Origin of the sequence: Streptomyces sp. NBC_00209, from assembly GCF_045206345.1 — a bacterium.
GTDB lineage: Bacteria > Actinomycetota > Actinomycetes > Streptomycetales > Streptomycetaceae > Streptomyces.
This window is the reverse complement of record NZ_CP108121.1, coordinates 5,954,535-5,980,403: the sequence shown is the minus strand read 5'-3', so window position 1 is coordinate 5,980,403 and position 25,869 is coordinate 5,954,535. Positions and strand designations below refer to the sequence as shown.

24 protein-coding genes are annotated in these 25,869 nt (G+C 72.7%); 12 read left to right on the top strand and 12 right to left on the bottom strand.

Annotation, left to right across the window (positions count from 1 at the left end; genetic code table 11):
• Nucleotides 1-3: 3 nt before the first annotated feature.
• The 4 genes from OG867_RS27205 to argC are packed head-to-tail and all read right to left on the bottom strand — an operon-like array spanning nt 4 to nt 4,290.
• Nucleotides 4-1,215, bottom strand: coding sequence for an acetylornithine transaminase (locus tag OG867_RS27205; RefSeq protein WP_406289256.1), 1,212 nt, complete (start codon nt 1,213-1,215; stop codon nt 4-6).
• Nucleotides 1,212-2,114, bottom strand: a complete 903-nt coding sequence (gene argB / locus OG867_RS27200) for an acetylglutamate kinase (protein WP_328899305.1) — start codon at nt 2,112-2,114, stop codon at nt 1,212-1,214. The genes OG867_RS27205 and argB overlap by 4 nt, the downstream gene beginning before the upstream one ends.
• On the bottom strand, nt 2,111-3,265 hold the full coding sequence (gene argJ / locus OG867_RS27195) for a bifunctional glutamate N-acetyltransferase/amino-acid acetyltransferase ArgJ (RefSeq protein ID WP_328899306.1): 1,155 nt from the start codon (nt 3,263-3,265) through the stop codon (nt 2,111-2,113). Before argJ ends, argB begins: the two co-directional genes overlap by 4 nt.
• Nucleotides 3,262-4,290: an N-acetyl-gamma-glutamyl-phosphate reductase gene (gene argC / locus OG867_RS27190; protein WP_406289253.1), complete on the bottom strand. Its 1,029-nt coding sequence runs from the start codon at nt 4,288-4,290 to the stop codon at nt 3,262-3,264. Before argC ends, argJ begins: the two co-directional genes overlap by 4 nt.
• 99 nt (nt 4,291-4,389) lie before the next feature.
• Between argC and OG867_RS27185 the strand changes: the two genes are divergently transcribed.
• The 4 genes from OG867_RS27185 (at nt 4,390) to OG867_RS27170 (ending at nt 8,613) form a co-directional block, all read left to right on the top strand.
• Complete coding sequence (locus OG867_RS27185; RefSeq protein WP_406289250.1) at nt 4,390-4,824, top strand: VOC family protein; 435 nt, start codon at nt 4,390-4,392, stop codon at nt 4,822-4,824.
• A complete protein-coding gene (locus OG867_RS27180) occupies nt 4,824-5,774 on the top strand; it encodes a helix-turn-helix domain-containing protein (protein WP_328899309.1) in 951 nt (316 codons plus the stop codon). The genes OG867_RS27185 and OG867_RS27180 overlap by 1 nt, the downstream gene beginning before the upstream one ends.
• A 179-nt stretch (nt 5,775-5,953) precedes the next feature.
• Nucleotides 5,954-6,952 (top strand): type I glyceraldehyde-3-phosphate dehydrogenase, encoded by a 999-nt coding sequence (gene gap / locus OG867_RS27175; RefSeq protein ID WP_406289248.1) that lies wholly within the window; start codon nt 5,954-5,956, stop codon nt 6,950-6,952.
• Nucleotides 6,953-7,131: 179 nt separating this feature from the next.
• Nucleotides 7,132-8,613 (top strand): FG-GAP and VCBS repeat-containing protein, encoded by a 1,482-nt coding sequence (locus OG867_RS27170; RefSeq protein WP_406291191.1) that lies wholly within the window; start codon nt 7,132-7,134, stop codon nt 8,611-8,613.
• Between the two features lie 66 nt (nt 8,614-8,679).
• Here OG867_RS27170 and OG867_RS27165 read toward each other — a convergent pair whose 3' ends face one another.
• Nucleotides 8,680-9,084 (bottom strand): DUF5997 family protein, encoded by a 405-nt coding sequence (locus OG867_RS27165; protein ID WP_406289245.1) that lies wholly within the window; start codon nt 9,082-9,084, stop codon nt 8,680-8,682.
• A 58-nt stretch (nt 9,085-9,142) separates the two neighbouring features.
• Between OG867_RS27165 and OG867_RS27160 the strand changes: the two genes are divergently transcribed.
• The 5 genes from OG867_RS27160 (at nt 9,143) to OG867_RS27140 (ending at nt 14,236) form a co-directional block, all read left to right on the top strand.
• A complete protein-coding gene (locus OG867_RS27160) occupies nt 9,143-9,925 on the top strand; it encodes a LysR family substrate-binding domain-containing protein (RefSeq protein WP_406289242.1) in 783 nt (260 codons plus the stop codon).
• 39 nt (nt 9,926-9,964) lie between these two features.
• Entirely contained in the window at nt 9,965-10,477 is a 513-nt protein-coding gene (locus OG867_RS27155; protein WP_328899313.1) for a DinB family protein, read from the top strand.
• 47 nt (nt 10,478-10,524) lie between these two features.
• Nucleotides 10,525-11,022 carry a peptidylprolyl isomerase gene (locus OG867_RS27150; RefSeq protein ID WP_328899314.1) on the top strand — a complete coding sequence of 166 codons (498 nt, stop codon included), beginning with the start codon at nt 10,525-10,527 and terminating at the stop codon, nt 11,020-11,022.
• Nucleotides 11,023-11,153: 131 nt separating this feature from the next.
• A complete protein-coding gene (locus tag OG867_RS27145; protein ID WP_406289239.1) occupies nt 11,154-11,909 on the top strand; it encodes a Clp protease N-terminal domain-containing protein in 756 nt (251 codons plus the stop codon).
• A gap of 77 nt (nt 11,910-11,986) precedes the next feature.
• Nucleotides 11,987-14,236, top strand: coding sequence for an MMPL family transporter (locus tag OG867_RS27140; RefSeq protein WP_406289236.1), 2,250 nt, complete (start codon nt 11,987-11,989; stop codon nt 14,234-14,236).
• Here OG867_RS27140 and OG867_RS27135 read toward each other — a convergent pair.
• Both OG867_RS27135 and OG867_RS27130 read right to left on the bottom strand, forming a co-directional pair.
• Complete coding sequence (locus OG867_RS27135; RefSeq protein ID WP_328899317.1) at nt 14,196-14,759, bottom strand: histidine phosphatase family protein; 564 nt, start codon at nt 14,757-14,759, stop codon at nt 14,196-14,198. The two genes, OG867_RS27140 and OG867_RS27135, sit on opposite strands and share 41 nt — an antisense overlap.
• A gap of 54 nt (nt 14,760-14,813) precedes the next feature.
• Nucleotides 14,814-16,283, bottom strand: a complete 1,470-nt coding sequence (locus tag OG867_RS27130) for a PLP-dependent aminotransferase family protein (protein WP_406289233.1) — start codon at nt 16,281-16,283, stop codon at nt 14,814-14,816.
• On the opposite strand from OG867_RS27130, the gene OG867_RS27125 reads away from it, so the two are divergent.
• Both OG867_RS27125 and OG867_RS27120 read left to right on the top strand, forming a co-directional pair.
• Nucleotides 16,282-17,250: a DMT family transporter gene (locus OG867_RS27125; RefSeq protein WP_406289230.1), complete on the top strand. Its 969-nt coding sequence runs from the start codon at nt 16,282-16,284 to the stop codon at nt 17,248-17,250. The two genes, OG867_RS27130 and OG867_RS27125, sit on opposite strands and share 2 nt — an antisense overlap.
• A gap of 48 nt (nt 17,251-17,298) precedes the next feature.
• Nucleotides 17,299-17,514 (top strand): DUF1918 domain-containing protein, encoded by a 216-nt coding sequence (locus tag OG867_RS27120; protein WP_328899320.1) that lies wholly within the window; start codon nt 17,299-17,301, stop codon nt 17,512-17,514.
• A 10-nt stretch (nt 17,515-17,524) separates the two neighbouring features.
• On the opposite strand, the gene OG867_RS27115 is transcribed toward OG867_RS27120, so the two are convergent.
• Nucleotides 17,525-18,775 (bottom strand): glycoside hydrolase family 10 protein, encoded by a 1,251-nt coding sequence (locus tag OG867_RS27115; protein WP_406289227.1) that lies wholly within the window; start codon nt 18,773-18,775, stop codon nt 17,525-17,527.
• 235 nt (nt 18,776-19,010) lie between these two features.
• Here OG867_RS27115 and OG867_RS27110 point away from each other — a divergent pair, with 235 nt between their 5' ends.
• Entirely contained in the window at nt 19,011-19,871 is an 861-nt protein-coding gene (locus OG867_RS27110; RefSeq protein WP_328899322.1) for a 3-hydroxybutyryl-CoA dehydrogenase, read from the top strand.
• Between the two features lie 56 nt (nt 19,872-19,927).
• Here the strand turns inward: OG867_RS27110 and OG867_RS27105 are convergent, their stop codons facing one another.
• From OG867_RS27105 to pheS, 4 genes are all read right to left on the bottom strand, one after another.
• Nucleotides 19,928-20,458: an NUDIX domain-containing protein gene (locus OG867_RS27105; RefSeq protein ID WP_406289223.1), complete on the bottom strand. Its 531-nt coding sequence runs from the start codon at nt 20,456-20,458 to the stop codon at nt 19,928-19,930.
• A gap of 50 nt (nt 20,459-20,508) precedes the next feature.
• Complete coding sequence (locus tag OG867_RS27100; RefSeq protein WP_406289220.1) at nt 20,509-21,861, bottom strand: transcriptional regulator; 1,353 nt, start codon at nt 21,859-21,861, stop codon at nt 20,509-20,511.
• Nucleotides 21,862-22,171: 310 nt separating this feature from the next.
• Nucleotides 22,172-24,721, bottom strand: coding sequence for a phenylalanine--tRNA ligase subunit beta (pheT, locus tag OG867_RS27095; protein ID WP_406289218.1), 2,550 nt, complete (start codon nt 24,719-24,721; stop codon nt 22,172-22,174).
• Nucleotides 24,721-25,848 (bottom strand): phenylalanine--tRNA ligase subunit alpha, encoded by a 1,128-nt coding sequence (gene pheS, locus OG867_RS27090; protein WP_328899326.1) that lies wholly within the window; start codon nt 25,846-25,848, stop codon nt 24,721-24,723. Before pheS ends, pheT begins: the two co-directional genes overlap by 1 nt.
• Nucleotides 25,849-25,869: the final 21 nt, after the last annotated feature.

The following is a 25,869-nucleotide window of genomic DNA, read 5'->3' as shown; positions in this document are numbered from 1 at the left end:
GCCTCATTCTCCGGAGCGCTTCTGTCCGGATCGTCCGTCCCCGTATGCCGCGTCGAGGGCATCCGGCAGCGCCCGGAGGAACGCGTCCACCTCCGCGTCGCCGATCGTCAGCGGCGGCATCAGCCGCAGGACGTCGGGCGCGGGCGCGTTCACCAGGAGACCGGCCCCCTGAGCCGCCTGCTGCGCCTGGGGCGCGAGGGGCTCGGTGAGCACGATACCCAGCAGCAGCCCGGAGCCCCGGACATGGGAGACCAGGGGGTGCCCCAGCCCCTCCACGCCCTCCCGGATGCGCTCGCCGAGCCGCTTCACCCGGTCGAGGGCGCCGTCGGCGGCGAGGGTGTCCAGGACCGCGAGGCCGGCGGCGCAGGCGACCGGGTTGCCGCCGAACGTCGTGCCGTGCCCGCCGGGTGCGAGGAGGTCGGCCGCCGCGCCGAAGGCGACCGTGGCGCCGATCGGGAGTCCGCCGCCGAGCCCCTTGGCGAGGGTGACGACGTCGGGCTCGACGCCCTGGTGTGCCTGGTGCTCGAACCACGTGCCGCACCGGCCGATACCGGTCTGGACCTCGTCCAGGACGAGCAGGGTGCCGGTGGCCCGGGTGATCTCCCGGGCGGCCTCCAGATAGCCCTTGGGCGGGACGACGACGCCGTTCTCGCCCTGGACCGGCTCGATGATCACGAGCGCGGTGTCGGTGGTGACGGCGGACCGCAGCGCCTCCACGTCCCCGTACGGCACATGGGTGACGTCGCCGGGGAGCGGGGTGAACGCCTCGCGCTTCTTGGGCTGGCCGGTGAGCGCGAGCGCGCCCATGGTCCGGCCGTGGAAGCCGCCGTCGGTGGCGACCATGTGGGTGCGCCCCGTCAGCCGGCCGATCTTGAACGCGGCCTCGTTGGCCTCGGCTCCCGAGTTGCAGAAGTAGACCTTGCCCGTACGGCCGAAGAGCGAGAGGAGCCGTTCGGCGAGCGCGACGGGCTGTTCGGCGATGTACAGGTTGGACACGTGCCCGAGGGTCGAGATCTGGGCGGTGACCGCCTCCACGACGGCGGGGTGGCCGTGTCCCAGGGCGTTGACCGCGATGCCGCCGACGAAGTCGAGGTATTCGGCGCCGTCCGCGTCCCACACGCGGGCGCCCTCGCCGCGCACGAGGGACAGCTTCGGGGTGCCGTAGTTGTCCATCAGTGCGTGCTGCCAGCGCTGCGCGAGCTCGGCGTTGCTCATGACTCCCCCTGTGCGTCGGGCACGACCATCGTGCCGATTCCCTCGTCGGTGAAGATCTCCAGCAGGATCGAGTGCTGGACCCGGCCGTCGATGACGCGGGCGGTCTCCACCCCGTTGCGTACGGCGTGCAGGCAGCCCTGCATCTTGGGCACCATGCCGCTGGACAGCTCGGGCAGCAGCTTCTCCAGCTCGGTGGCGGTGAGCCGGCTGATCACGTCGTCGCTGTTGGGCCAGTCCTCGTACAGGCCCTCGACGTCGGTGAGGACCATCAGCGTCTCAGCGTTCAGCGCGGCGGCGAGTGCGGCGGCGGCGGTGTCGGCGTTGACGTTGTAGACGTGGTTGTCGTCGGCGGACCGGGCGATGGAGGAGATGACCGGGATGCGGCCGTCGTCCAGCAGGGCCTGGATGGCGCCGGTGTCGATGGCGGTGATCTCGCCGACCCGGCCGATGTCGACCAGCTCGCCGTCGATGGTGGGCCGGTGCTGTATGGCCGTGATGGTGTGGGCGTCCTCGCCGGTCATGCCGACGGCGAGCGGCCCGTGCTGGTTGAGCAGGCCGACCAGCTCGCGCTGGACCTGTCCGGCGAGCACCATGCGGACGACGTCCATCGCCTCGGGCGTGGTGACGCGCAGGCCCGCCTTGAACTCGCTGACCAGGCCCTGCTTGTCGAGCTGGGCGCTGATCTGGGGGCCGCCGCCGTGCACGACGACGGGCTTGAGCCCTGCGTGGCGCAGGAAGACGACGTCCTGGGCGAAGGCCGCCTTCAGTTCCTCGTCGATCATGGCGTTGCCGCCGAACTTGATGACGACGGTCTTGCCGTTGTGCCGGGTCAGCCAGGGCAGGGCCTCGATGAGGATCTGCGCCTTCGGGAGTGCGGTGTGCTTCCGCGCCGCCGTCATGAGCTGTACGCGCTGTTCTCGTGGACGTAGTCCGCGGTGAGGTCGTTGGCCCAGATGACGGCGGACTCGGTGCCCGCGGCGAGGTCGGCGGTGATCCGGACCTCCCGGAAGCGCATGTCGACCAGGTCACGGTCCTCGCCGACCGAGCCGCCCCGGCAGACCCAGACGTCGTTGATGGCGACGTTGAGCGCGTCCGGCTCGAAGGCGGCCTTCGTGGTGCCGATGGCGGAGAGCACCCGGCCCCAGTTGGGGTCCTCGCCGTGGATGGCGCACTTGAGGAGGTTGTTACGGGCGATGGAGCGGCCCACCTCGACGGCGTCGTCCTCGGTCGCGGCGTTGACGACCTCGATCCGGATGTCCTTGGACGCGCCCTCGGCGTCCCCGATCAGCTGCCGGGCCAGGTCGTCGCAGACGGTACGGACGGCCTCGGCGAACTCCTTCTGCTCCGGGGCGATCCCGCTGGCGCCGGAGGCAAGCAGCAGCACGGTGTCGTTGGTGGACATGCAGCCGTCGGAGTCGACCCGGTCGAAGGTGGTGCGGGTCGCGTCGCGCAGGGCGGCGTCCAGACCGGCGGCGTCCACGTCGGCGTCGGTGGTGAGCACGACGAGCATGGTGGCCAGGCCCGGGGCGAGCATGCCGGCGCCCTTGGCCATGCCGCCGACGGTCCAGCCCGCGCCGCCCGCGACGGCGGTCTTGTGCACGGTGTCGGTGGTCTTGATGGCGATGGCGGCCTTCTCGCCGCCGTGCTCGCTGAGGGCCGCCGCCGCCTTCTCGATGCCCGGGAGCAGCTTGTCCATGGGGAGAAGGAGGCCGATGAGCCCGGTGGAGGCGACGGCGATCTCGCCCGCGCTGTGGCCCTGGAGGACCTCGGCCGCCTTCTCGGCGGTGGCGTGGGTGTCCTGGAAGCCCTGCGGACCCGTACAGGCGTTGGCGCCGCCGGAGTTGAGGACGACGGCGGTGACCTCGCCGCCCTTGACGACCTGCTCCGACCAGAGGACCGGCGCGGCCTTGACGCGGTTGGAGGTGAAGACGCCCGCGGCGGCGCGGCGCGGACCGTTGTTGACCACGAGGGCCAGGTCCGGGTTGCCGTTCTCCTTGATTCCGGCGGCGATGCCCGCCGCCGAGAATCCCTGTGCTGCCGTGACGCTCACGGTGCGACTCCGATCGTGGAAAGACCTGTGTCCTCGGGCAGTCCGAGGGCGATGTTCATGGACTGCAGGGCCCCGCCCGCGGTGCCCTTGGCGAGGTTGTCGATGGCGCTGATCACGATGATCCGCCCGGCTGCCTCGTCGTACGCGACCTGGATCTGCACGGCGTTGGAGCCGTACACGGCGGCGGTGGCGGGCCACTGCCCCTCGGGCAGCAGGTCCACGAACGGCTCGTCCGCGTACGCCTTCTCATAGGCGGCGCGTACGCTCTCGGCGCTCGCCCCGGGCTTCGCCTTCGCGCTGCACGTGGCGAGGATGCCGCGCGGCATGGGCGCGAGGGTCGGCGTGAAGGAGACGGTGACCGGCTCGCCGGCGGCGGCGCTGAGGTTCTGGATCATCTCGGGCGTGTGGCGGTGGACGCCGCCGACGCCGTACGGCGACATGTTGCCCATCACCTCGGAGCCGAGCAGGTGCGGCTTGGCCGCCTTGCCGGCGCCGGAGGTCCCGGACGCGGCGACGATCACGGCCTCGGGCTCGGCGAGCTGTGCCGCGTACGCCGGGTACAGCGCGAGCGACACGGCGGTCGGGTAGCACCCCGGCACCGCGATCCGCTTGGTCCCGGCGAGGGCGGCGCGGCCGCCGGGCAGCTCGGGCAGTCCGTAGGGCCAGGTGCCGGCGTGCGGCGAGCCGTAGAATTTCTCCCAGTCACCGGCGTCCCGGAGGCGGAAGTCGGCGCCCATGTCCACCACCAGGACGTCGTCACCGAGCTGTTCGGCCACGGCGGCGGACTGGCCGTGCGGCAGGGCCAGGAAGACGACGTCGTGCCCGGCGAGCACGTCGGCGGTGGTGGGCTGGAGGATGCGGCCGGCCAGGGGGCGCAGGTGCGGTTGGAGCGCGCCGAGGGGCTGTCCCGCGTTGGAGTTGGCGGTGAGTGCGCCGATCTCCACCTCCGGGTGGGCGAGCAGCAGACGGAGCAGTTCCCCGCCCGCGTATCCGCTCGCTCCTGCCACTGCTGCGCGTACCGCCATGAAAGCCTCCTCATCGATGGCATGACTATACGCAGCGATGCACTTTTATGCAAAGAATCCGCTGGATGCACCACGGGGCCCCGCGTCTAGGGTGACCCCATGACAAAGATCAACCGGTTCCAGGTGACCTTCGACTGCGCGGACCCCGAGCGGGTGGGGCGTTTCTGGTGCGAGGTGCTCGGATACGTCGCGCCGGAGCCGCCGGAGGGGTTCGACTCCTGGGACGCGTACAACGCCTCGCTGCCGGCGGAGGAGCGGAACACGTGGTTCGCGGCCTCCGACCCGACCGGGGCCGGTCCGCGCATGTACTTCCAGAAGGTTCCCGAGGGCAAGGTCGCCAAGAACCGGCTGCACCTCGATGTCCGGGTGGGCACCGGGCTCAAGGGCGAGGAGCGGCTTGCCGTCCTTGAGGCCGAGTGCGCGCGGTTGCTCCCGCTCGGCGCCGAGCGCGGGCAGTTGCTGCTCGCCGACGAGGAGAACGAGTCCTGCCTCAACATGCAGGACGTCGAGGGCAACGAGTTCTGCCTCGACTGATGGACCGTCTGCACCGCGTCGCCGTCCTCGTGCTCGACGGGGCCAAGCCGCTCGACGTGGGCATCCCGGCCCAGGTGTTCACGACCCGGGCGAGCATGCCGTACGAGGTACGGGTGTGCGGGGCGGCCCCGGGGCCGGTGACCGGGGGCGACGGTCTCGCGTACCACGTGACGCACGGGCTCGAAGCGCTCGCCTGGGCGGACATCGTCTTCGTACCGGGGTACCGGCAGCCGGACCGGGAGGATCCGCCCCGGGCCGTGATCGAGGCACTGGTCGCCGCGCACGCGCGGGGGGCGCGGCTCGCCGCCATCTCGACCGGGGCGTTCGCGCTCGCCGCTACCGGGCTGCTCGACGGCCGCCGGGCCACCACGCACTGGCACTACACACGGGCGCTCGCCGCGAAGTACCCGCTGGTCCGGGTGGACGAGAACGTGCTGTTCGTGGACGAGGGCAGCGTCCTCACCTCGGCGGGCGCCGCGTCCGGGATCGACCTGTGCCTGCACGTCCTGCGCGGCGACCTCGGCATCGCCGCGTCCAACCACGCGGCCCGGCGGCTCGTCGCGGCCCCGTACCGCAGCGGCGGGCAGGCGCAGTACGTGCCGCGCAGCGTGCCCGAGCCGCTGGGCGAGCGGTTCGCGGCCACCCGGGAGTGGGCGCTGCACCGGCTCGGCGAACCCCTCACGCTCGACGCGCTGGCCCGGCACGCGGCGGTGTCGCCCCGCACGTTCTCACGGCGGTTCGTCGAGGACACCGGGTACACCCCGATGCAGTGGGTGATGCGGGCCCGTATCGACATGGCCCGCGAACTCCTCGAACGCTCGGAGCGGGCCGTCGAGCAGATCGCCGCCGATGTGGGGCTCGGGACCGGCGCGAATCTGCGGCTGCACTTCCAGCGCATCCTGGGCACCACCCCGAGCGAGTACCGGCGGACCTTCGCCCGGGGCGAATAGAGGACACGGCCGCCCGGGGCGAATAGAGGACACGGCCGCCCGGGGCGAATAGGGGCGGACAGGGCCTGCCGCCGCCACCCCCGGCCGGCGGGATCCTTGCGGACCGTGGCGATCACGCCGCTGTCCGGGACGTGCGCCAAGCGCGATCGTGGAGGGCGAAGAGAGAAGGGACATCTCACATGACTCGCATCGCCATCAACGGATTCGGCCGCATCGGACGCAACATGCTGCGCGCGCTGCTGGAGCGCGACAGCGACCTCGACCTGGTCGCCGTCAACGACCTCTCGGAGCCCGCCACCCTCGCCCGGCTGCTGGCGTTCGACACCACCGCGGGCCGGCTGGGCCGCCCGGTCACCGTGGACGGGGACACCCTCGTCGTGGACGGCCGGCGCATCAAGGTGCTCGCCGAGCGGGAGCCGGGGCGGCTGCCCTGGGCGGAGCTGGGTGTCGACATCGCCGTGGAGGCCACCGGCCGCTTCACCTCGGCGAAGGCCGCCCGCGCCCACCTCGACGCCGGCGCGAAGCGGGTGCTGGTCGCCGCTCCCTCGGACGGGGCGGACGTGACGCTCGCGTACGGCGTCAACAGCGACGCGTACGACCCCGAGCTGCACACGGTCGTGTCGAACGCCTCCTGCACCACCAACGCGCTCGCGCCGCTCGCCAAGGTGCTGGACGACCTCGCCGGCATCGAGCACGCCTTCATGACGACCGTGCACGCCTACACCCAGGAGCAGAACCTCCAGGACGGCCCGCACCGCGACGCCCGCCGCGCCCGCGCCGCGGGCGTCAACATCGTGCCGACCACGACCGGCGCCGCGAAGGCGATCGGGCTCGTGCTGCCCCGGCTGGACGGCAAGCTGTCGGGCGACTCGATCCGGGTGCCGGTCCCGGTCGGCTCGATCGTGGAGCTGAACACCACCGTGGCGCGGGACGTGACGCGCGATCAGGTGCTCGACGCGTACCGGACGGCGGCCGAGGGCCCGCTCGCGGGCGTACTCGAATACTCCGAGGACCCGCTCGTGTCGGCCGACATCACCGGCAACCCGGCGTCCTCCATCTTCGACTCGGAGCTCACCCGGGTCGACGGACGCCACATCAAGGTGTCCGCCTGGTACGACAACGAGTGGGGCTTCTCCAACCGGGTGATCGACACGCTCACCCTGCTGGCCGGCCGCTAGAAAGGCGTACGGGGGCGGTCGTCGGCCGCCCCCGACTCCCTTGGCCGCGCGCCGAGTTCACCTCTCGTTCGCCGTGCAACCTTCTCCGCTTCGCACGTGTCTCCTATGCGAGCCCTCACACCTCGTACGCCATTGGCTCCACGTACGCGACCAAGGAGAATTTTGTGGGCATTCGCACCATGCTGACCGTGGCCGTATGTGCCGCCACGGCGCTGACCGGCGGTGTGGCCGTCGCAGCGCCGGGGGGCGCGCACGCGGGCACGGCCGGGGGATCGGCAGGCACCACCGTCCGCGAGGACTTCAACGGGGACGGGTATCAGGACGTCGTCGTCGCGGCCCCCAACGCCCCGGTCGACGGGCAGCCCTACGCCGGTTACCTCACCGTCGCCTACGGCTCCGCCCAGGGTCTGAGCACCGCGCGCACGACGACCATCGACCAGAGCACGCCGGGTGTCCCGGGCGACCCGGGCGAAGGCCACGGTTTCGGCTTCCGGATGATCCCCGCCGACCTGGACCACGACGGCCTGACGGATCTCGCGCTCTACACCAGCGAGACGGTCCCGGAGCAGAACAACTTCGGCTCCGTCATCATCCTGTGGGGCCGCACGAGCGGTTTGTCGGGCGCGGGCGCGGTACGCATCCAGGGCCCCGCGAGCAACGACATCGGGAACAACGTCATCGCCGGCGACTTCAACGGCGACGGCGACGCGGACCTGATGATGGCGCACGGCTGGGGCGACGGGGACCTCGAACAGCGAAGCGTGCTGTACGGGCCGTTCAGCCGGGCCGGGGAGCCGGTCCGCGAGCAGCGGGTGACCATGTTCACCTCGGACAACTTCATGTCCAACCCCGCTGTCGGCGACTTCAACGGCGACGGCATCGACGACCTGTGCACCTTCTTCAGCTACGAGGAGCACGCCGAAGGGGGAAGCTTCTGGGCGGGCACCCCCCAGGGCCTGTCCACGACCTCCACCCGGCTGCCCTCCGGCTCGTCCCCGACGGTCGGCGACTTCGACAAGGACGGCAAGGACGATCTCGCCGTCCGGGTGGTGCCGAACGGCATCTACGAGGACTTCCCGACGGACCCGGGCACCGTCAAGATCTATTACGGCTCCGCATCCGGTCCGAGCACCACCCGGACCAAGGTGATCACCCAGGACACCGCGGGCGTCCCGGGTGTGGGCGAGAAGGGCGACCAGTTCGGCGCCCGGCTCAGCGCGGGCGACGTCAACGGCGACGGCTACGACGACCTCGCGGTGGGCGTGCCGTTCGAGGCCCTGGAGTCGAAGGCGGGGGCGGGCGCGGTGGTCCTGCTGAAGGGCGGGCCCGGCGGCCTGAGCGGCACCGGCTCCAAGTCGTTCCACCAGGACACGGCGGGCATGCCCGGGGTGGCGGAGAAGGGCGACCACTTCGGCGCTTCGGTGCGGCTGCTGGACGTCACCGGGGACGGCAGGGCGGAGCTGACGGCCGGTGCGCCGGACGAGGACCTGGAGGCGATCGCGGACGGCGGTGCGGTGTGGTCGCTGCGCGGCACCCCGACGGGGCCGACGACGACCGGCGCCCTCGCCTTCAACCCGGTCGACCTGGGCATCCTGGCGAAGAAGGCCCGGTTCGGCCTGAACCTGGCGGGTGACAACGGGGCCGGGCTCTACAGCTACTGAGCCACGGCCGAGGGGCCCGTTCCGCAGACGCGGAACGGGCCCCTCACACGTTTCTCTCTCCGGGCGTCAGGCGCTCTCGTCGCGGTCCTTGGCCTCGCGCTCGGTGTTCCGCTCCTTGATGCGGATGTTCTCCTTGCGGACGTCCGCCTGGGTGGTGCGCTCCTTCTGCAGCCACTCGGGGTTGTCCTGCTTCAGGGCGTCGATCTGCTCGGTGGTCAGCGCCTCGGTGATCCCGCCGCGGGCCAGGCCCGAGATGGATACGCCCAGCTTGGACGCGACGACCGGGCGGGGGTGCGGGCCGTTGTTCCGCAGGTCGCGCAGCCACTCGGGCGGATCGGCCTGGAGGGCCGCCAGCTCGGCGCGCGAGACGACACCCTCCTGGAATTCGGCGGGGGTGGCGTCGAGGTACACACCCAGCTTCTTCGCCGCGGTGGCGGGCTTCATCGTCTGGGCGGTCTGGTGGGACTTCATGGGGTCAAGGGTATCCAGCGCGTGCGGCGCCCTCGACCACGGCCGGTAGCCTGGCGGGGTGACAGGCCCCGAAGCGACCTCCCCGTTCCGGCTGGCGTACGTCCCCGGAGTGACTCCCGCCAAATGGGTGCGGATCTGGAACGAGCGCCTGCCGGACCTCCCCCTGGCCCTCGTCCAGGTCCCCGCGCACGGCGCCCAGGAGCTGCTGCGCGCCGGTGACGCCGACGCGGCGTTCCTCCGGCTGCCGGTGGAGGGCACGGATCTCAGCGCGATCCCGCTGTACACGGAGACCACGGTCGTCGTGGTCCCGAAGGACCACCTGATCGCGGCGGTGGACGAGGTGTCGGTCGCGGAGCTGGCCGACGAGATCGTGCTCCACCCGATGGACGACGCCCTGCCCTGGGAGCAGCTGCCCGGCCGCCCGGCGCTGGAGCGGCCGGCGAGCACGGGGGACGCCGTCGAGCTGGTCGCGGCGGGGATCGGGGTCCTCGTGGTCCCCCAGTCGCTGGCCCGGCTGCACCACCGCAAGGACCTGACGTACCGGCCGCTGACGGACGGGCCGGAGTCGCGCGTCGCGCTGTCCTGGCCGCAGGAGAAGACCACCGACCAGGTGGAGGACTTCATCGGCATCGTCCGCGGCCGTACGGTGAACAGCTCGCGCGGCCGGGCGGGGGCGGCGCCCGCCGCTCAGCCGAAGGCGAAGGACAAGGCGAAGCGCGCCTCCGGTACGGGGTCGGGGAAGAGCTCCCGGGGCGGCGCGGGAGGCTCCGGCGGCTCCAAGGCCGCCAAGGGCGCTCGCGGCGCCGCCGCCAAGCGCGGGAAGCCCCGCCGGAGGCCGTGACCGGGTCGTTGTCGGACCCGCCTGGCAGCATCGGCGAGCATGACGCACACCGAACGCCCGATGCCGCCCCTCGACGCCGACGAGCGCACCGGCCTGGAGAGCTGGCTCGACTTCTACCGGGCCACCGTGGCCCAGAAGTGCGAGGACCTCACCGACGCGCAGGCGCGCAGCGCCTCCGTAGCGCCGTCGTCGCTGACGCCAATGGGGCTCGTCCAGCACCTCGCGGAGGTCGAGCGGAACTGGTTCCGGCGGGTCCTGACCGGTGAGGACGTGCCGCCGCTGTACGGCCCGCCGGCCGGTCCGGGGGCCCACAGCGGGGGGTTCGACCTCCCCGCGGACGCCGCCTTCGCCGACGCCCTGGCGGTCTGGCGGGAGGAGGTCGCCGCGTCCCGCGCGGTCTGCGCCGGGCGCTCACCGGAGGACTCGGCCCCCTTCATGGGCGGCGAGGTGAAGCTCCGCTGGATCTATCACCACATGATCGGCGAGTACGCCCGCCACAGCGGTCACGCCGATCTGCTCCGGGAGCGGATCGACGGGAGCACCGGTATCTGACGGGCCGGGTTTCCGGGTCGCTCCGGGGAGATGTCAGGATGGGATCCATGACGAGCCAGGTTTTCTTCGACATCACCATTGACGACGCGCCCGCCGGGCGGATCGTCTTCAATCTGTTCGACGACATCGTTCCCAAGACCGCCGAGAACTTCCGCCAGCTGGCGACCGGCCAGAACGGCTTCGGTTACAAGGGCTCCTCCTTCCACCGGGTCATCCCGCAGTTCATGCTCCAGGGCGGCGACTTCACGCGCGGCGACGGCACGGGCGGCAAGAGCATCTACGGCAACAAGTTCCCCGACGAGAACTTCGAGCTGGCGCACACCAAGCCGGGCCTGCTCTCGATGGCCAACGCCGGTCCGAACTCGAACGGTTCGCAGTTCTTCGTCACCACGATCGTGACGTCCTGGCTGGACGGCAAGCACGTCGTCTTCGGCGAGGTCGCCGACGAGGACAGCATGATCCTGGTCAAGCACATCGAGGGCCTCGGCTCGCAGAGCGGCCGCACCAAGGCGAAGATCACCATCGCGGACTCCGGCATCCTCTGATCCCGGCTCTCCGGCTGACCGAACGCGCCGCCCCGACGTTTCCCGTCGGGGCGGCGCGTTTCCGCATTCGGAAACACGTGCACTGTCAACCATTGGTTGACACTCGATGACTGTCAACTTACGGTTGACACATGACGAATCCCGTAGTGCCGTCGCAGCCCGTCCGCCTGGACGACCTGATCGCGGCCATCAAGAAGGTGCACTCCGACGCCCTGGACCAGCTTCAGGACGCCGTCATCGCCGCCGACCACCTCGGCGACGTCGCCGACCACCTCATCGGCCACTTCGTGGACCAGGCGCGCCGCTCCGGCGCCTCCTGGACCGACATCGGCAAGAGCATGGGCGTGACCCGGCAGGCCGCCCAGAAGCGCTTCGTCGCCAAGGCCCCCGGCGAGGGCACCGCCCTCGACCCGGGCCAGGGCTTCGGCCGCTTCACACAGCGCGCCAAGAACGTGGTGATGGCGGCCCAGAACGAGGCCCGGGCGGCCGGCAACGCCGAGATCGGCACCGAACACCTCGTCCTCGGCCTGCTCAGCGAGCCCGAGGGCCTGGCGGCGGCGTTCGTCAAGGCGCAGGGCGTCGCCCTGGACACCGTCCGGCAGGCGGCCACAGAGGCGCTGCCCCCGGCCACCGGGGGCGAGCTCCCCGAGCTGATCCCGTACAACGGTGACGCGCGCAAGGCGCTGGAGCTGACCTTCCGCGAGGCGCTGCGGATGGGGCACAACTACGTCGGCACCGAGCACATCCTGCTCGCCCTGCTGGAGTACGAGGACGGCTCCGGTGTGCTCAGCGGCCTCGGCGTCGACAAGGCGGCCGCCGAACAGGCCATCACCTACGCGCTCTCGATCCTCGTCTCCAAGAAGAAGACGTCCGGCACGGCCGAGTGACCTCCGTGCGGTGGAACCGCGCCGGCGGCTGAACGTGTCGCACCGGCCGCCCCGCGTAGGGCCTCTACGTTCGCGGCGTGAGTACGTATGAGGCAGGGGCGGGGCGGCGCGGGCGGCTCCTCCGGCTCGGTGAGTGGTGCGCCCGCCATGGTGTGGTGGTCCTCGTCCTGTGGCTGCTGGCGCTCGGCGGGCTGCACGTCCTGCAGAGCGCCTTCGGAGGCACGTACTCCGACGACTTCGATCTGTCCGGTACGCAGTCCGGCACCGGAGCCGACCTGCTGCGGGCGCACGACCCGGCCGCGGGCGGCACCGGCGCGCAGGTGGTCCTGCACGACGCGCAGAAACCACTGACGGACGTGAGCGACCAGGTCGGCGAGGTGGTCGGGAACCTGGAGAAGCTGCCGCACGTCCTGTCCGCCCGGAACCCGCTGCCCTCGTCGTCCTCCTCCTCGTCCACCGCGCTGTCGAAGGACGGGAAGACCGCGTACATCACCGTCCGGTTCGACGTGAACCCGACCTCGCTGGACGACTCCTACCTCGACCAGGTCGACACGGCGGTGAAGCCGCTGCGGAGCACCGGTGTACAGGTGGAGTACGGCGGTCCGCTCGGCGAGCTCGCCCGGCCCGAGACCAAGGACTTCACCAGCGAGGCCATCGGCTTCGCGGTCGCGGTGGTCGTCCTGCTGATCGGCTTCGGGAGCGTCATCGCCGCGGGCATGCCGCTGGTCACCGCGCTGGTCGCGGTGATCGTGGGGGTGAGCTGTCTGGGGCTGCTGGCCGCGCTCACCACCTTCGCCAGTGTCTCGCCCACGCTCGCCACCATGATCGGGCTCGGCGTCGGCATCGACTACGCGCTCTTCCTGATCACCCGCCACCGCCAGCTCGTCATGGACGGCGACGATCCCGTGCGGGCGGCCGGGCGGGCGGTGGCCACCAGCGGGCGCGCCGTGCTGGTCTCCGGCGGCACCGTCGTCGTCGCGCTCGCCGGGCTGTACGTCTCGCGCGTGACGTTCATCGGCAAGCTCGGGGCCGCCGCCGCGGTCACCGTCGTCACCGCCGTCCTCGGCGCGCTCACCCTGGTCCCCGCCCTGCTGGGACTCGTCGGCCGGCGGATCGACCGCCTCCGGGTCCGGCCGCCGGTCGCCGAGGGCGGGGCCGGGGCGGGCGTCGCCCAGCAGGGCGGCTGGCACCACTACGCCCGCCGGGTCGAGCGGCGGCCGTGGTGGTTCCTGGTCGCCGGGGCGGTCGTGGTGGGCGTCCTGGCCATCCCGCTGTTCTCGATCCGGCTCGGGCACATCGACGACGGGGCGGATCCGACGAGCTTCACGGACCGGCGCGCCTTCGACCTGGTCTCCTCGGCCTTCGGGCCCGGCGCCATCGGACCGCTCACCCTGGTGGTCGACCAGCGGTCGGTGCCGGACGCGGACCGTTCGGCGCTCGCGTCGAACCTGAAGAAGGCGCTCACGGACGTGCCGGGCGCGGCGAGCGTCAGCGCGCTCCAGCCGACGGGTGACGACGCGCTGCTCGTCGGGACCGCGGTCTCGAAGGACGCCCCGCAGGACGCGGGGACGACGGACCTGTTCAAGCGCCTCAAGGACGACGCGCTCCCGGAGGGCGTGTCGGGGACGGCCGCCTCGGGCTATGTGACCGGGACGACCGCCGCCCAGGAGGACTTCCTCGCGATCATCGCGGCCCGGCTGCCCGGGATCATCGCCGTCGTGGTGGGCCTCGCCTTCCTCATCATCCTGATCGTCTTCCGGGGTGTGCTCGTCGCGCTGAAGGCCGCCGTCCTCAACCTCCTCTCGATCGCCGCCTCGTACGGGGTGGTGGTGGCGGTCTTCCAGTGGGGCTGGGGCGGGCCCTCGCTGGGCGTGTCCGGGACGGTGCCGATCGAGAGCTACGTGCCGATGATGATGTTCGCCATCGTCTTCGGGCTGAGCATGGACTACGAGGTGTTCCTGATCTCCCGGGTGCACGAGGCGTGGCTGCGCACCCGGGACAGCCGGGACGCGGTGGCGCACGGCCTGGAGATCACGGCCCGGGTGATCACCTGTGCCGCGCTCATCATGGTCAGCGTCTTCGCCGCGTTCATCCTCAGCGACGACATCGTGGTCAAGATGCTGGGCCTGGGCCTCGCGGTCAGTGTGCTGGTCGACGCCACGGTCGTACGGCTGCTGCTCGTCCCGGCCGTGATGACGCTGCTGGGGCGCGCGGCGTGGTGGTCGCCGAGGTGGCTGGACCGGGTGCTGCCGCACATCGACACGGAGGGCTCCGACGGGTCTTCGCCTATTCCAGGCGCAGGCTCCAGCGGCGCGAGCGGCCGGTGAGGGTGACGGTGGAGAGCGGGCCGACGTCGACGTTCCAGTACGTGGAGGGCGGGGCCTTCAGCGCGTAGACGAGGGCGGCCCGGACCACGGCGGGTTCGGCGACGGCGACGATCGCGCCGTCGCAGGCGGGGCGGGTGTCCAGCCAGCCGCCGATCCGCGAGATGAACGCGAGCAGCGGCTCACCTCCGTGCGGCGCGGAACGCGGGTCCGCCAGCCAGGCGTCCACGGCCGCCGGTTCGAGGGCGGTGACCTCGGCGAGCGTACGGCCGCGCCAGCGCCCCATGTCGCAGTCGCGCAGGGCCGGCTGCACCAGCGGGCGGAAGCCCAATGCCTCACCGGTGGCGCGGCTGCGCGGGGTCGGCGAGCAGTAGCGCAGCTCGGCGGAGCCCAGGGGCGCCAGGGCCGGGGCGGCGAACTGCACCGCGTACCAGCCGGCCTCGTCGAGCGGCCGGTCGTCATCGAAGCGCTCACCGAGCAGGGCGGAGCCGCGCGCCGCGGCGAGGAGCGTGACCCGAACACTCATGGCCGCGATCGTGAGGCGGATCGCGACGCGGGTCAAGAGGTCGTTCGGGCACTCCTACGCCCGAGTAGGTATCAGGGCGGCGGGGGTGCCCTCCCAGGCCGTACGCAGTCGGCGTACGCCCTCCGTGATCTCGGGCGGCCCGGCGACCGAGGCGAAGCTCAGGCGGATGTGCGGGGCCGGGGGTTCGGCGGAGAAGTACGGGCGCCCCGGGGCGACGGCCACGCCCGCGCGCAGGGCCTCCTGGACCATCGTGGACTCGTCCGTGCCCGCCTCGGATCCGGGCAGGGTCAGCCAGAGGTAGCCGCCGCCGGACGGGATGTGCGGGAGGCCGAGGCCCGGCAGGGCCGTCCGCAGCGCCGCCGTCATCGCCGTACGGCGGGCGCCGAGCTCGGCGGACACGGCGCGCAGGTGGCGGGCCCAGGCGGGCGAGCCGACCAGTTCGAGCGCGGCCTCCTGGAGCGGCCGGGGGACGAAGAAGCTGTCCACGACCTGGATGGAGCGCAGTCGCTCCAGGGCCGGGCCCCGGGCGGCCAGCGCGCCCACCCGCAGGCTGGGCGAGGCGGCCTTGGTGAGCGAGCGGGTGTGGACGACGACGCCGTCGGGGTCGTCGGCGGCGAGCGGCGCCGGCAGCGGGCCCGCGTCGTCGTGCGCGAGGAGGCGGGCGAAGTCGTCCTCGATGACGAAGGCCCCCGCCTCCCGGGCGATCCGGACGACCTCGGGGCGCCGGGCCAAGGAGAGCACTGTGCCCGTCGGGTTCTGGAACAGCGGCTGGCAGACGAAGACGCGGGCGCCGGTCGCCCGGAAGGCGGCGGCGAGCAGGTCGGGCCGGACCCCCTCGGAGTCCACCGGGACCGGCACCGGCCGCAGCCCGGCCGCGCGGGCGGCGGCCAGCATGCCGGGGTACGTGGGCGACTCGACCAGCACCGGCGCGCCGGGCGGGGCGAGGGCCCGCAGCGCGGTGGCCAGGGCGCTCTGCCCGCCCGCAGTGACCAGCACGTCGGCGGCGCCGAGCGAGGGCCCGATGTCGCGGGCGAACCAGGCGCGCAGCTCGGTGAGCCCGTCGACCGGCGGCCGGCTCCACGCCCCCGGGCGGCGGCCGGCCCGGGCCAGGGCGGCGGCCAGGGCCCGTTCGGGCTGGAGCGAGGCGTGCAGATAGCCCCCGTTGAGCTCGATGACCCCGGTGGGCGGCGGGACGAGGCTGACCAGGAGGCCGGACGCGTCGACGCTGCGGGGCACCGCCTCCGGGGAGCCGTCGCCGCTGAGCGAGACCTCCTGCCAGGAGGTGTCCCCGGCCGGGGGCGCCGGACGGGCGGACGGCTGCGCCCGGTAGGCGCCGGAACCGGGCCGGGTCACGACGAGCCCTTCGGCGGCGAGCTGGGCAACGGCCCGCGACACGGTCACGGGGCTCGCCCGGAAGCGCTTCACCAGGGCCCGACTGGACGGCAGCTTCTCACCCGGGGAGTAGCGGTCCAGCTCGGACCGCAGGGCTGCGACCAAGTCCGCCACGCTGCTACGCTCATGCATGAGAGCAGAGAGTAGCGCTACTGCGCCGAACACGATAGCGGCCGCTCCCGACGAAGGCCGCCCACGCCCGCCCGCCGCGATCTCCGCCCCGGCTTCCGCCCCGGCACGCCGGGGCACGCTGCTCGCACTGCTGGGCGTGGTGACGTTCTCGCTGACCTTCCCCTCCACCGCCTGGGGTCTGGAGAGCTTCGGCCCCTGGTCCCTGGTGGCGCTGCGGAGCCTGCTCGCGGCGGTGCTGTCCGGCGGATTCCTCCTCGCGGCCCGGGTCCGGGTGCCCGCCCGGGAGCACTGGGCGGGGCTCGCCGTCGTGGCCGGCGGGGTGGTGGTCGGCTTCCCGCTGCTGACGACGCTGGCGCTGCGGACGTCCACGACCTCGCACGCCGCGGTGGTCGGGGGGCTGCTCCCGCTGACCACGGCGGTCTTCTCCTCGCTGCGGACCGGGACGCGCCCGCCCCGCGCCTTCTGGGCGGCGGCGCTGGCCGGGGCGGCCGTGGTGATCGCCTTCACCGTGGCGCAGAGCGGCGGGGCGCTGTCGGCCGGGGACCTCTTCCTGTTCGGCGCGCTGCTGGTGTGCGCGGCCGGGTACACCGAGGGCGGCAGGCTGGCGAAGGTGCTGCCGGGCTGGCAGGTGACCGGCTGGGCACTGATCCTCACGCTGCCGCTCAACCTCGCGGGCGCCGCCGTCGCGCTGGCGTACGAGCCGGTGCGGCTCGGCGTGCACGGGGTCGTCGGGCTGGTCTGGGTGGCGGCCGGCTCCACGTTCCTCGGGCTGTACGTCTGGTACCGGGGCATGGCCGAGATCGGGGTAGCCCGGGCCAGCCAGCTCCAGCTCGCGCAGCCGCTGCTGACGCTGTTCTGGTCGTTCTTCCTGCTCGGCGAGGAGATCGCGGCGGCGGCCCCGGTGGCGGCCGTCGCGGTCCTGGTCTGCATCGCGCTCACCCAGCGCGCGACGCGCACCCGGTCCTAGACTGGTCTGCAGTACGGCACGCAACGCCACCCGAGGAGGTCACTCCCGATGGAGGCACACAAGGGCGACCGGCTGCTGACGCACGGCAGGACCGTGGGGCAGCACGACCGGGTCGCGGAGATCGTGGAAGTGCTCGGAGACCGGGGCACTCCCCCGTACCGCGTCCGCTTCGGCGACGGACACGAACATCTGCTCGCACCGGGCCCCGACACCGTCGTCCAGCACACGGGCTGCACGGCGGGCCGGGACACCGACATCACCTGACCGCCGACCCTCAGCGCGGCGGCCTCGCGCGCGAGCGGTAGTGGTCGGCGACCACCCGGTCCATCGCGCCGATCCGGTCCGCCGCCACGCTCTTCGCCGAGAAGTACGCGTGGCCGCGGACCTGGTCGTGCCGGGCCGCGAGGTCGATGTGGCGGGACAGCTCCGCCGGGTCCTGCCAGGCGGCGGGCTGGGTCGGGTCGCCGCACTTGTACAGCGCCTCGCCGATGAAGAGGTCGACGCCCGTCCCGCGTACCGTGTCGGACCACCACGGCACGAGTTCGGCGTAGTCGGCGGCGGCGTTGCCGATGTGCCAGTACAGCTGCGGGACCACGTAGTCCAGCCAGCCCTTCTTGATCCAGCCGCGCGTGTCCGCGTACAGATCGTCGTACGTCTGCACCCCCGCCCTCGTCCGCGAGCCCGCCGGGTCCGTGTCCGCGTTGCGCCAGACGCCGAAGGGGCTGATCCCGAAGCGGACACCGGGCTTCAGCGACTTCAGGCGCTCGGACATCTCGCGCACCAGCCGGTCCGTGTTGTCACGGCGCCAGGCCGCCCGGTCCGGGAAGCCGGCGCCGTACTTCTCGTAGGCGGCGCCGTCCGCGAAGCTCTGGCCGGCCACCGGGTACGGGTAGAAGTAGTCGTCCCAGTGCACGGCGTCGATGTCGTAGCGGCGGACCGCGTCGAGCATCGCGTCCTGGACGAAGGCGCGGACCTCGGGCAGGCCCGGGTTGTAGTAGAGCTTGCCGCCGTACGGGAGCACCCAGCCGGGATTGCGGCGCGCGGGGTGGGAGGCGGTCAGCCGGGACGGGTCGGTGTGGTTGGCGACCCGGTACGGGTTGAACCAGGCGTGCAGTTCCAGGCCCCGGTCGTGCGCCTCCTGGACGGCGGTGCCCAGCGGGTCCCAGCCGGGGTCCTTGCCCTGTGCCCCGGTCAGGCACTCGGCCCAGGGCTCGTACGCGGAGGGCCACAGCGCGTCGGCGGTCGGGCGGACCTGGAGGATCACCGCGTTCAGCTTCCGCGCCACCGCCCGGTCGAGGAGGGCGGTCAGCTCGGCCCGCTGCGCGGTGGCGGACAGGCCCGGCCTCGACGGCCAGTCCGTGTTGGCGACGGTCGCCACCCACACGCCGCGCAGCTCGCGCCGCACCACGTCGCGCGCGGCGGCGGACCCCGGCCAACCCCGCGCCCGCCGGGGCCGCGCGGCCGCGTCACCGGCCACCGCCACCGCTCCCACCACCCCCGCGACCGCCCCGGCCGCACCCGTCACGAACCCTCTCCGGTCCCTACCTCGCATCGCGTCGCACCCGCTCTCTCTCCGTACACGCCGAAGCCCCGCCGTATCCCCTCATTCGGGGCGCAGGGGGTGTCCAGAGCCGAGCATGCACGCCCCGGCCTGCTATCCCTGGTAAGGCGCGGAGTAACGTCGGGGAGTCGTGGTGGAGCCCGGAACCAGACGGAAGCCGCCGAACGGGAACAGCGAAAGGCACGAGGTGACGGACTCTATGGCCGACATTGCACGCGTCGGAGTGGTGGGCTGCGGCCAGATGGGCGCGGGCATCGCGGAGGTGTGCGCGCGCAGCGGCCTCGACGTCAAGGTGGCCGAGACGACCGGCGAGGCGCTGGAGATCGGCCGGACCCGGCTCCACAACTCCCTGTCGAAGGCCGCCGAGCGCGGCAAGATCACGGCGGAGGAGCGCGACGAGACCCTGGGCCGGCTGAGCTTCACCACGGACCTCGGCGAGTTCGCCGACCGCGACCTCGTCATCGAGGCCGTCGTGGAGAACGAGCAGGTCAAGACCGAGATCTTCCAGGTGCTCGACCAGGTGGTGACCCGCCCGGACGCGATCCTGGCCTCCAACACCTCCTCGATCCCGCTGGTGAAGCTGGCCGTCGCGACCTCCCGCCCGGACCAGGTCATCGGCATCCACTTCTTCAACCCGGCGCCCGTGCAGAAGCTCGTGGAGCTGATCCCCGCGCTGACCACGTCGGACGAGACGATCAAGCGCTCGGAGGCCGTGGTCCAGGACATACTGGGCAAGCACCCGATCCGCGCCCAGGACCGTTCCGGCTTCGTCGTCAACGCGCTGCTGATCCCGTACCTCCTCTCGGCGATCCGGATGTTCGAGTCGGGCATCGCCAGTCGCGAGGACATCGACAACGGCATGGAGATGGGCTGCGCCCACCCGATGGGCCCGCTCAAGCTCGCGGACCTCATCGGCCTGGACACGGTCGCCTCGGTCGCAGACTCCATGTACGCCGAGTACAAGGAGCCCCTGTACGCCGCTCCCCCGCTGCTCCAGCGCATGGTCGACGCGGGGCGGCTCGGCCGGAAGTCGGGGTCGGGGTTCTACCCGTACGGGTGACGCCTCCGGCCCGTACGTGCGGGGGCCGGGGAGCCCTCGCACGTACGGGACAGGGCTCAGCCCTGTCGTAAGTGGTGCAGCATCAGCAGGGCCGCCGCCATGCCCGCTGCCGGGATCTCGCCGGCGGCTGTCAGGTCGGGGATCAGCTTCAGGGGGATCCACTCGCGGCGCGAGGACTCGAAGGCGTCGTGCGGCTCGCCCGTCCAGTGCGCTTCCTCGGACCAGTAGAAGTGGTGCCGGGCGTCGGTGAGGCCGTTGGACGGTTCCACGGTCAGCAGCGGGTGGAGCGGGCCGGGGCGCCAGCCGGTCTCCTCCTCCATTTCGCGGGCGGCCGCCTCCGGCAGGGACTCCCCGTCCTCCACCACGCCCGCCGCCAGCTCCCAGCCCCAGCTGTCGGTGATGAAGCGGTGCCGCCACAGCAGCAGCACCTCGTTCGCCGCGTTGACGACGGTGGCCGCCGCCACCGGGCGCAGCCGGATCACGAAGTGGTCGAGCCGGCCGCCGTCGGGGAGCTCGACATCGGCCAGGTTGACCCGGAACCACGGGTTCTCGTAGACGGGTTGTTCGTTCAGGTTCGTCCACTGCACGGTTCTGCCACCTTTCGATCGTTGGTGGCGGTATCGCAGCAGACTTCGGCTCACAGTGGTACGCGCAGCGCCCCCTCCACGCGTTCGGCGGCCCGTTCCGCGTCGGCGCTCCCACTGGCGGCCAGGTCCGCCCGGACCGCCCGCAGCCGGTCGCGCAGCCGCTGCGACTCCATGCCCCGGGCCCGCTCCGCCATCTCGACCGCCGTGGCCGCGGCCCGGTCCGCCTCGCCCCGGCGCAGCTCGACCGTGGTGAGCATGGCGAGGCGGTGGACCCGGCCCCGGTCGTGGGCGGGCGTCCGGACCGCGGCCACCGCGTGCTCCCGGGCCGCCGGAAGGTCCCCGAGGCTCAGCAGCGCCTCCGCCACCTGCACATCGACAAGACCCGGCTGCACATAGCCCGTCTCGTCCGGCTCCCGGCCCGGACGGATGCGGGCGGCCTCGGACTCGGCGCGGCCGATGCAGGCCAGCGCGCTCGCCCGGTCGCCGAGCCTCGCGTACGCCTTGGCCTGCATCGCGTGCAGGTCGGCGGCGAGCGCGGGCGTGATCTCGCGCCCGGCCGCGCGCAGGGCGGCCTCGGCGAAGGCGACGGACTGGCGGAACTCGGCGAGGAACAGCGACTGGTTGACCAGCAGCGCGATCACGTAGCCGCCGAGCGCCCGGTCCCCGCTCGCCTTGGCCAGCCTCAGCGCCTGGTGGAAGTAGCGCTGGGCGAGGCCGTGCGCGTCGGAGTCGTAGGCGCAGATGCCCGCGACGGCCACCAACGCGCCCGTCGCCCGGTGCAGCTGACGGCCCGTCACATCGCTGTAGCCGCCGCGCAGCAGCGGGGCGGCCCCGGCGTTGAGGAAGCCGACGACACGTGCCCGCGTCGCCATCCCGCCCGCCCTTCGGTACATCAGTTCGTAGTGGTCACGGGCGGCGCGCAGTGTTGCCAGGTCGGCCGCACCGACGCCGGCCGGCCCGGCCCGCGACACATCGGCGTCCTCCGGCGGGTTCTCCCACTCCCAGACGGGCATCACGGCACCGGTCCCGGTGACGGCCGGGGCGGCGACGACGTGCGGGCGCTGCTGGGCGTCGCAGCGCCACACCGCGGTGGCACGTTCCACGAAGCCGGTGAGTGAGGAGCCCTGGACGGGCGCGTGGCCTCCGTCGGGGACCGCCATGCCGATGTCGTCCAGCGAAACGGCCCGGCGCAGGCGGTTTCCCAGCACCTCGCAGATCAGGTCGGGCACCTGGCCGCGCGGGCGCTGGCCCTTCAGCCAGCGGGCGACGGCGGTGTGTTCGTAACGCAGTCCGAGACCGCGCGCACGGCCGGCCCGGTTCACATGGGCGGCCAGTCCCGCCCGGGAGACGCCGGCCTCCTCGATCAGGGCCTCCAGCGCGGTGTTGGGCTCCCTTGGCCCCATGTCCCCCTCCGGTGGTTCGACACGCCAGGACGTGTCGCCCCAGTGGAGCACGATTCACACGGGGTGTGAACGGAATGCCCGAACCGTCCCGCCGCGCACGCTGCCGCAGCGGCCGGAGGCTCGCTTGAATGATTCCCCTCGCAGGGCGCGAACGGGCCGTCTGCTCCCCCTCGTACAGCAGGGCGGCCCGCATCCGCGCAGTCCACCCCGCCGGCCTGCCCGACACTCCACGGCGGGGTCGGACGGCGAGCACAGAGGAGGGGCGCATCCGGTGGCCGGATGCGCCCCTCCTTCGTACAGCGGGGTGGTCCTACGCTCCGCGCAGCACCGCGCCGGTACGTGCGGCGGCCAGGGCCACCGCCGCGTCACGCGCGGCGCTCGCCTCGTCGACCGTCAGGGTGCGGTCGGCGGCGCGGAAGCGCAGCGCGTACGCCAGGGACTTGCTTCCCTCGCCGATCTGCTCGCCCGTGAAGACGTCGAACAGCCGCAGCGACTCCAGGAGTTCGCCCGCGCCCTCGCGGAGCGCGTGCTCCACGTCGGCGGCCGGCACGTCCTGGCCGACGACCAGCGCGACGTCCTGGGTCGCCACCGGGAAGGCGGAGATCCGGGGGGCCCGCAGGACGCCGTCGACGGCCTGCTCCAGGATGTCGAGGTCGACCTCCATGGCGCAGGTGCGCTCGGGCAGGTGGAGCTCCTTGACGACGCGCGGGTGCAGCTCACCGGCGTGTCCGAGCAGGGTCTCCTCGCCGGCCGCGGTCACATACAGCGCGGCGCAGCGGCCCGGGTGCCAGGGGGCGTGCCGGTCGGCGCGGACGATGACCTCGACCCCGGCCTCGCGGGCGATGGTACGCGCGGCCTCGACCGAGTCCGCCCAGTCGGCCGGGCGGCCCTTGCCCCACCAGCCGGCCTGCTCGCGGGCGCCCGCGAGGACGACGGCGGCGCGGCGCGGCTGACGCGGGAGCGCGGCGTCGAGCGAGGCGATGTCCTGCTCCGAGGGGCGCCGGTCGACGGGCAGCCGGACGGGCTTGGTCTCCTGGCCGGTCAGTGGGGTCTCCCCTGCTCGAACGGAGCTGAGAGCTTGGGGAAGGAAGACGAGGCCGGTCTCGAAGAGCGCCAGGTCGTGGCTGCCGCGGCCGTCGTTGCGCCGCAGCGCGCCGAGGAGGCCCGGCAGCAGCGTGGTGCGCAGCGAGGGCTCCTCGTCGGAGAGCGGGTTGACGAGCTTGACGGTGCGGCGGCGGGCGTCGTCCGCCTCCAGTCCGAGCTGGTCGAGGACCGCCTCGCCGATGAACGGGTAGTTCAGCGCCTCGACGTAGCCCGCGCCCGCGAGGGCCCGGCCGACGCGGCGGTGCAGCCGCTGGCGGTCGGTGAGGCCGCGGCCGGAGGGCGGCGTCGGGAGCGTGGAGGGCAGGTTCTCGTAGCCCTCCAGGCGGATGACCTCTTCGGCCAGGTCGTTCGGCTCGGTGAGGTCGGGACGCCAGGACGGCGTGGTGACCAGGAGCTCGTCCTGCCCGTAGACGTCGCAGCCGACCTCCTGGAGGCGGCGGACGACGGTCTCGCGGCCGTACGCGACACCGGCGACCTTGTCGGGGTGGTCGGCCGGCATCGTGATGGTGCGGGGCGCGGACGGGGCGGTGACCTCGGTGACGCCCGCCTCGGCGGTGCCGCCGGCGAGGAGGACCAGCAGGTCGACGGTGCGCTGCGCGGCAGCGGCGGCGGCCTGCGGGTCGACGCCGCGCTCGAAGCGCTTGGACGCCTCGGAGGGCAGCTTGTGGCGGCGCGCGGTGCGGGCGATCGAGATCGCGTCGAAGTGCGCGGCCTCGATGACGACCTCGGCGGTGTGCGCGCCCTCGGCGGCGTCGGCGATCTCCGTGTCGGCGCCGCCCATGACGCCCGCGAGGCCGATGGGGCCGCGGTTGTCGGTGATGACGAGGTCGCCGGAGTCCAGAACGCGGACCGCGCCGTCGAGCGTGGTGAGCTTCTCGCCCTGCTCGGCACGGCGGACCCCGATCGGTCCTTCGATGCGGGTCCGGTCGTAGGCGTGCAGCGGCTGGCCCAGTTCGAGCATCACGTAGTTGGTGACGTCGACGGCGAGCGAGATCGGCCGCATGCCCGCCTTCTGCAGCCGGCGCTGCATCCAGATCGGGGTGCGGGCCTCGGGCTGGAGTCCGGTGACGGTGCGCGCGGTGAAGCGGGAGCAGCCGACCGGGTCGGAGACCTTGACCGGGTAGCCGTACGCGTTGGGCGCGGGCACGTCCAGGAGCGCCGGGTCGCGCAGCGGCAGGCCGTAGGCGATGGCGGCCTCGCGGGCGACGCCGCGCAGGGACAAGCAGTAGCCGCGGTCGGGCGTGACGGCGATGTCCAGGACCTCGTCGCGGAGCTCCAGGAGCTCGATCGCGTCGGTGCCCACCTCGTACTCCGGCGGGAGCACGATGATGCCGTGGGTGCCGTCGTCGCCCATGCCGAGCTCGTCGGCGGAGCAGATCATGCCGTGCGAGGTCTTGCCGTACGTCTTGCGGGCGGCGATCGCGAAGTCGCCGGGGAGAACGGCGCCGGGCAGGACCACGACGACCTTGTCGCCGACGGCGAAGTTACGGGCGCCGCAGACGATCTCCTGCGGCTCGCCGGTGCCGTTGGCCGTGCCGACGTCGACCGTGCAGAAGCGGATCGGCTTCTTGAAGCCCTCCAGCTCCTCGATGGTCAGCACCTGTCCGACCACCAGCGGGCCGGTGAGGCCGGCGCCGGTCTGCTCGACCGTCTCGACCTCCAGGCCGACGGCGACCAGCTTGGCCTGCACGTCGCGGCCGGTCTCGGTGGCCGGCAGGTCGACGTACTCCCGCAGCCAGGAAAGCGGGACGCGCATCAGATCTCCATCCCGAAGGGCCGGGTGAACCGGACGTCACCTTCGACCATGTCTCGCATGTCTTCGACGTTGTGGCGGAACATCAGCATCCGTTCGATGCCGAACCCGAAGGCGAATCCGCTGTACTTCTGGGGGTCGACGCCACAGGCGGTGAGCACCTTGGGGTTGACCATGCCGCAGCCGCCGAGCTCGATCCAGCCCTCGCTGCCGCAGGTGCGGCAGGGGCGGTCCGGGTTGCCGACGGAGGCGCCGCGGCAGACGTAGCAGACCATGTCCATCTCGGCGGACGGCTCGGTGAACGGGAAGAAGTTCGGCCGCAGCCGGGTCTTCATGTCCGGGCCGAAGAGCGCCTGGACCATGTGGTCGAGGGTGCCCTTCAGGTCGGCCATGGTCAGGCCCTCGTCCACGGCGAGCAGCTCGATCTGGTGGAAGACCGGCGTGTGCGTGGCGTCGAGCTCGTCGGTGCGGTAGACGCGGCCGGGGCAGACGACGTAGACCGGGGGCTCGCGGTCGAGCAGGGTGCGGGCCTGGACCGGGGAGGTGTGTGTACGCAGCACGACACCGGACTCGTCGTTCTTCGCGCCGTCGGCGCCCTGGACGAAGAAGGTGTCCTGCATCTGCCGGGCCGGGTGGTCGGGCACGAAGTTGAGGGCGTCGAAGTTGAACCACTCGGCCTCGGCCTCGGGGCCCTCGGCGATCTCGTAGCCCATCGCCACGAAGACGTCGGCGACGCGCTCCATGAAGGTCGTCAGCGGGTGGCGGGCGCCGGCCGGGGTGCGGTCGTAGGGCAGGGTGACGTCCACTGCCTCCTCGACCAGCACGCGGGCGTCTCGCTCGGCCTCCAGCTCCACCTGGCGGGCCGCGAGGGCGCGGCCCACGGCGGCGCGGGCCTGGCCGACGCGCTTGCCGGCCTCGGCCTTGGCCTGCGGGGGCAGTGCGCCGATCTCGCGGTTGGCGAGCGACAGGGGCGAGGTGCCACCGGTGTGCGCGGTCTTCGCCTGGGCGAGCGCGTCGAGGTCACCCGCGGCGGCGAAGGCGGCGAGCGCCTCGTCCCGGATGCGCTCGATCTCTTCCGGTTTCAGTGCCTCGACCTCGACTGGGTCGTACGACTTGTTCGGTGCCGACATCTCTTCCCGTACTTCCGATTG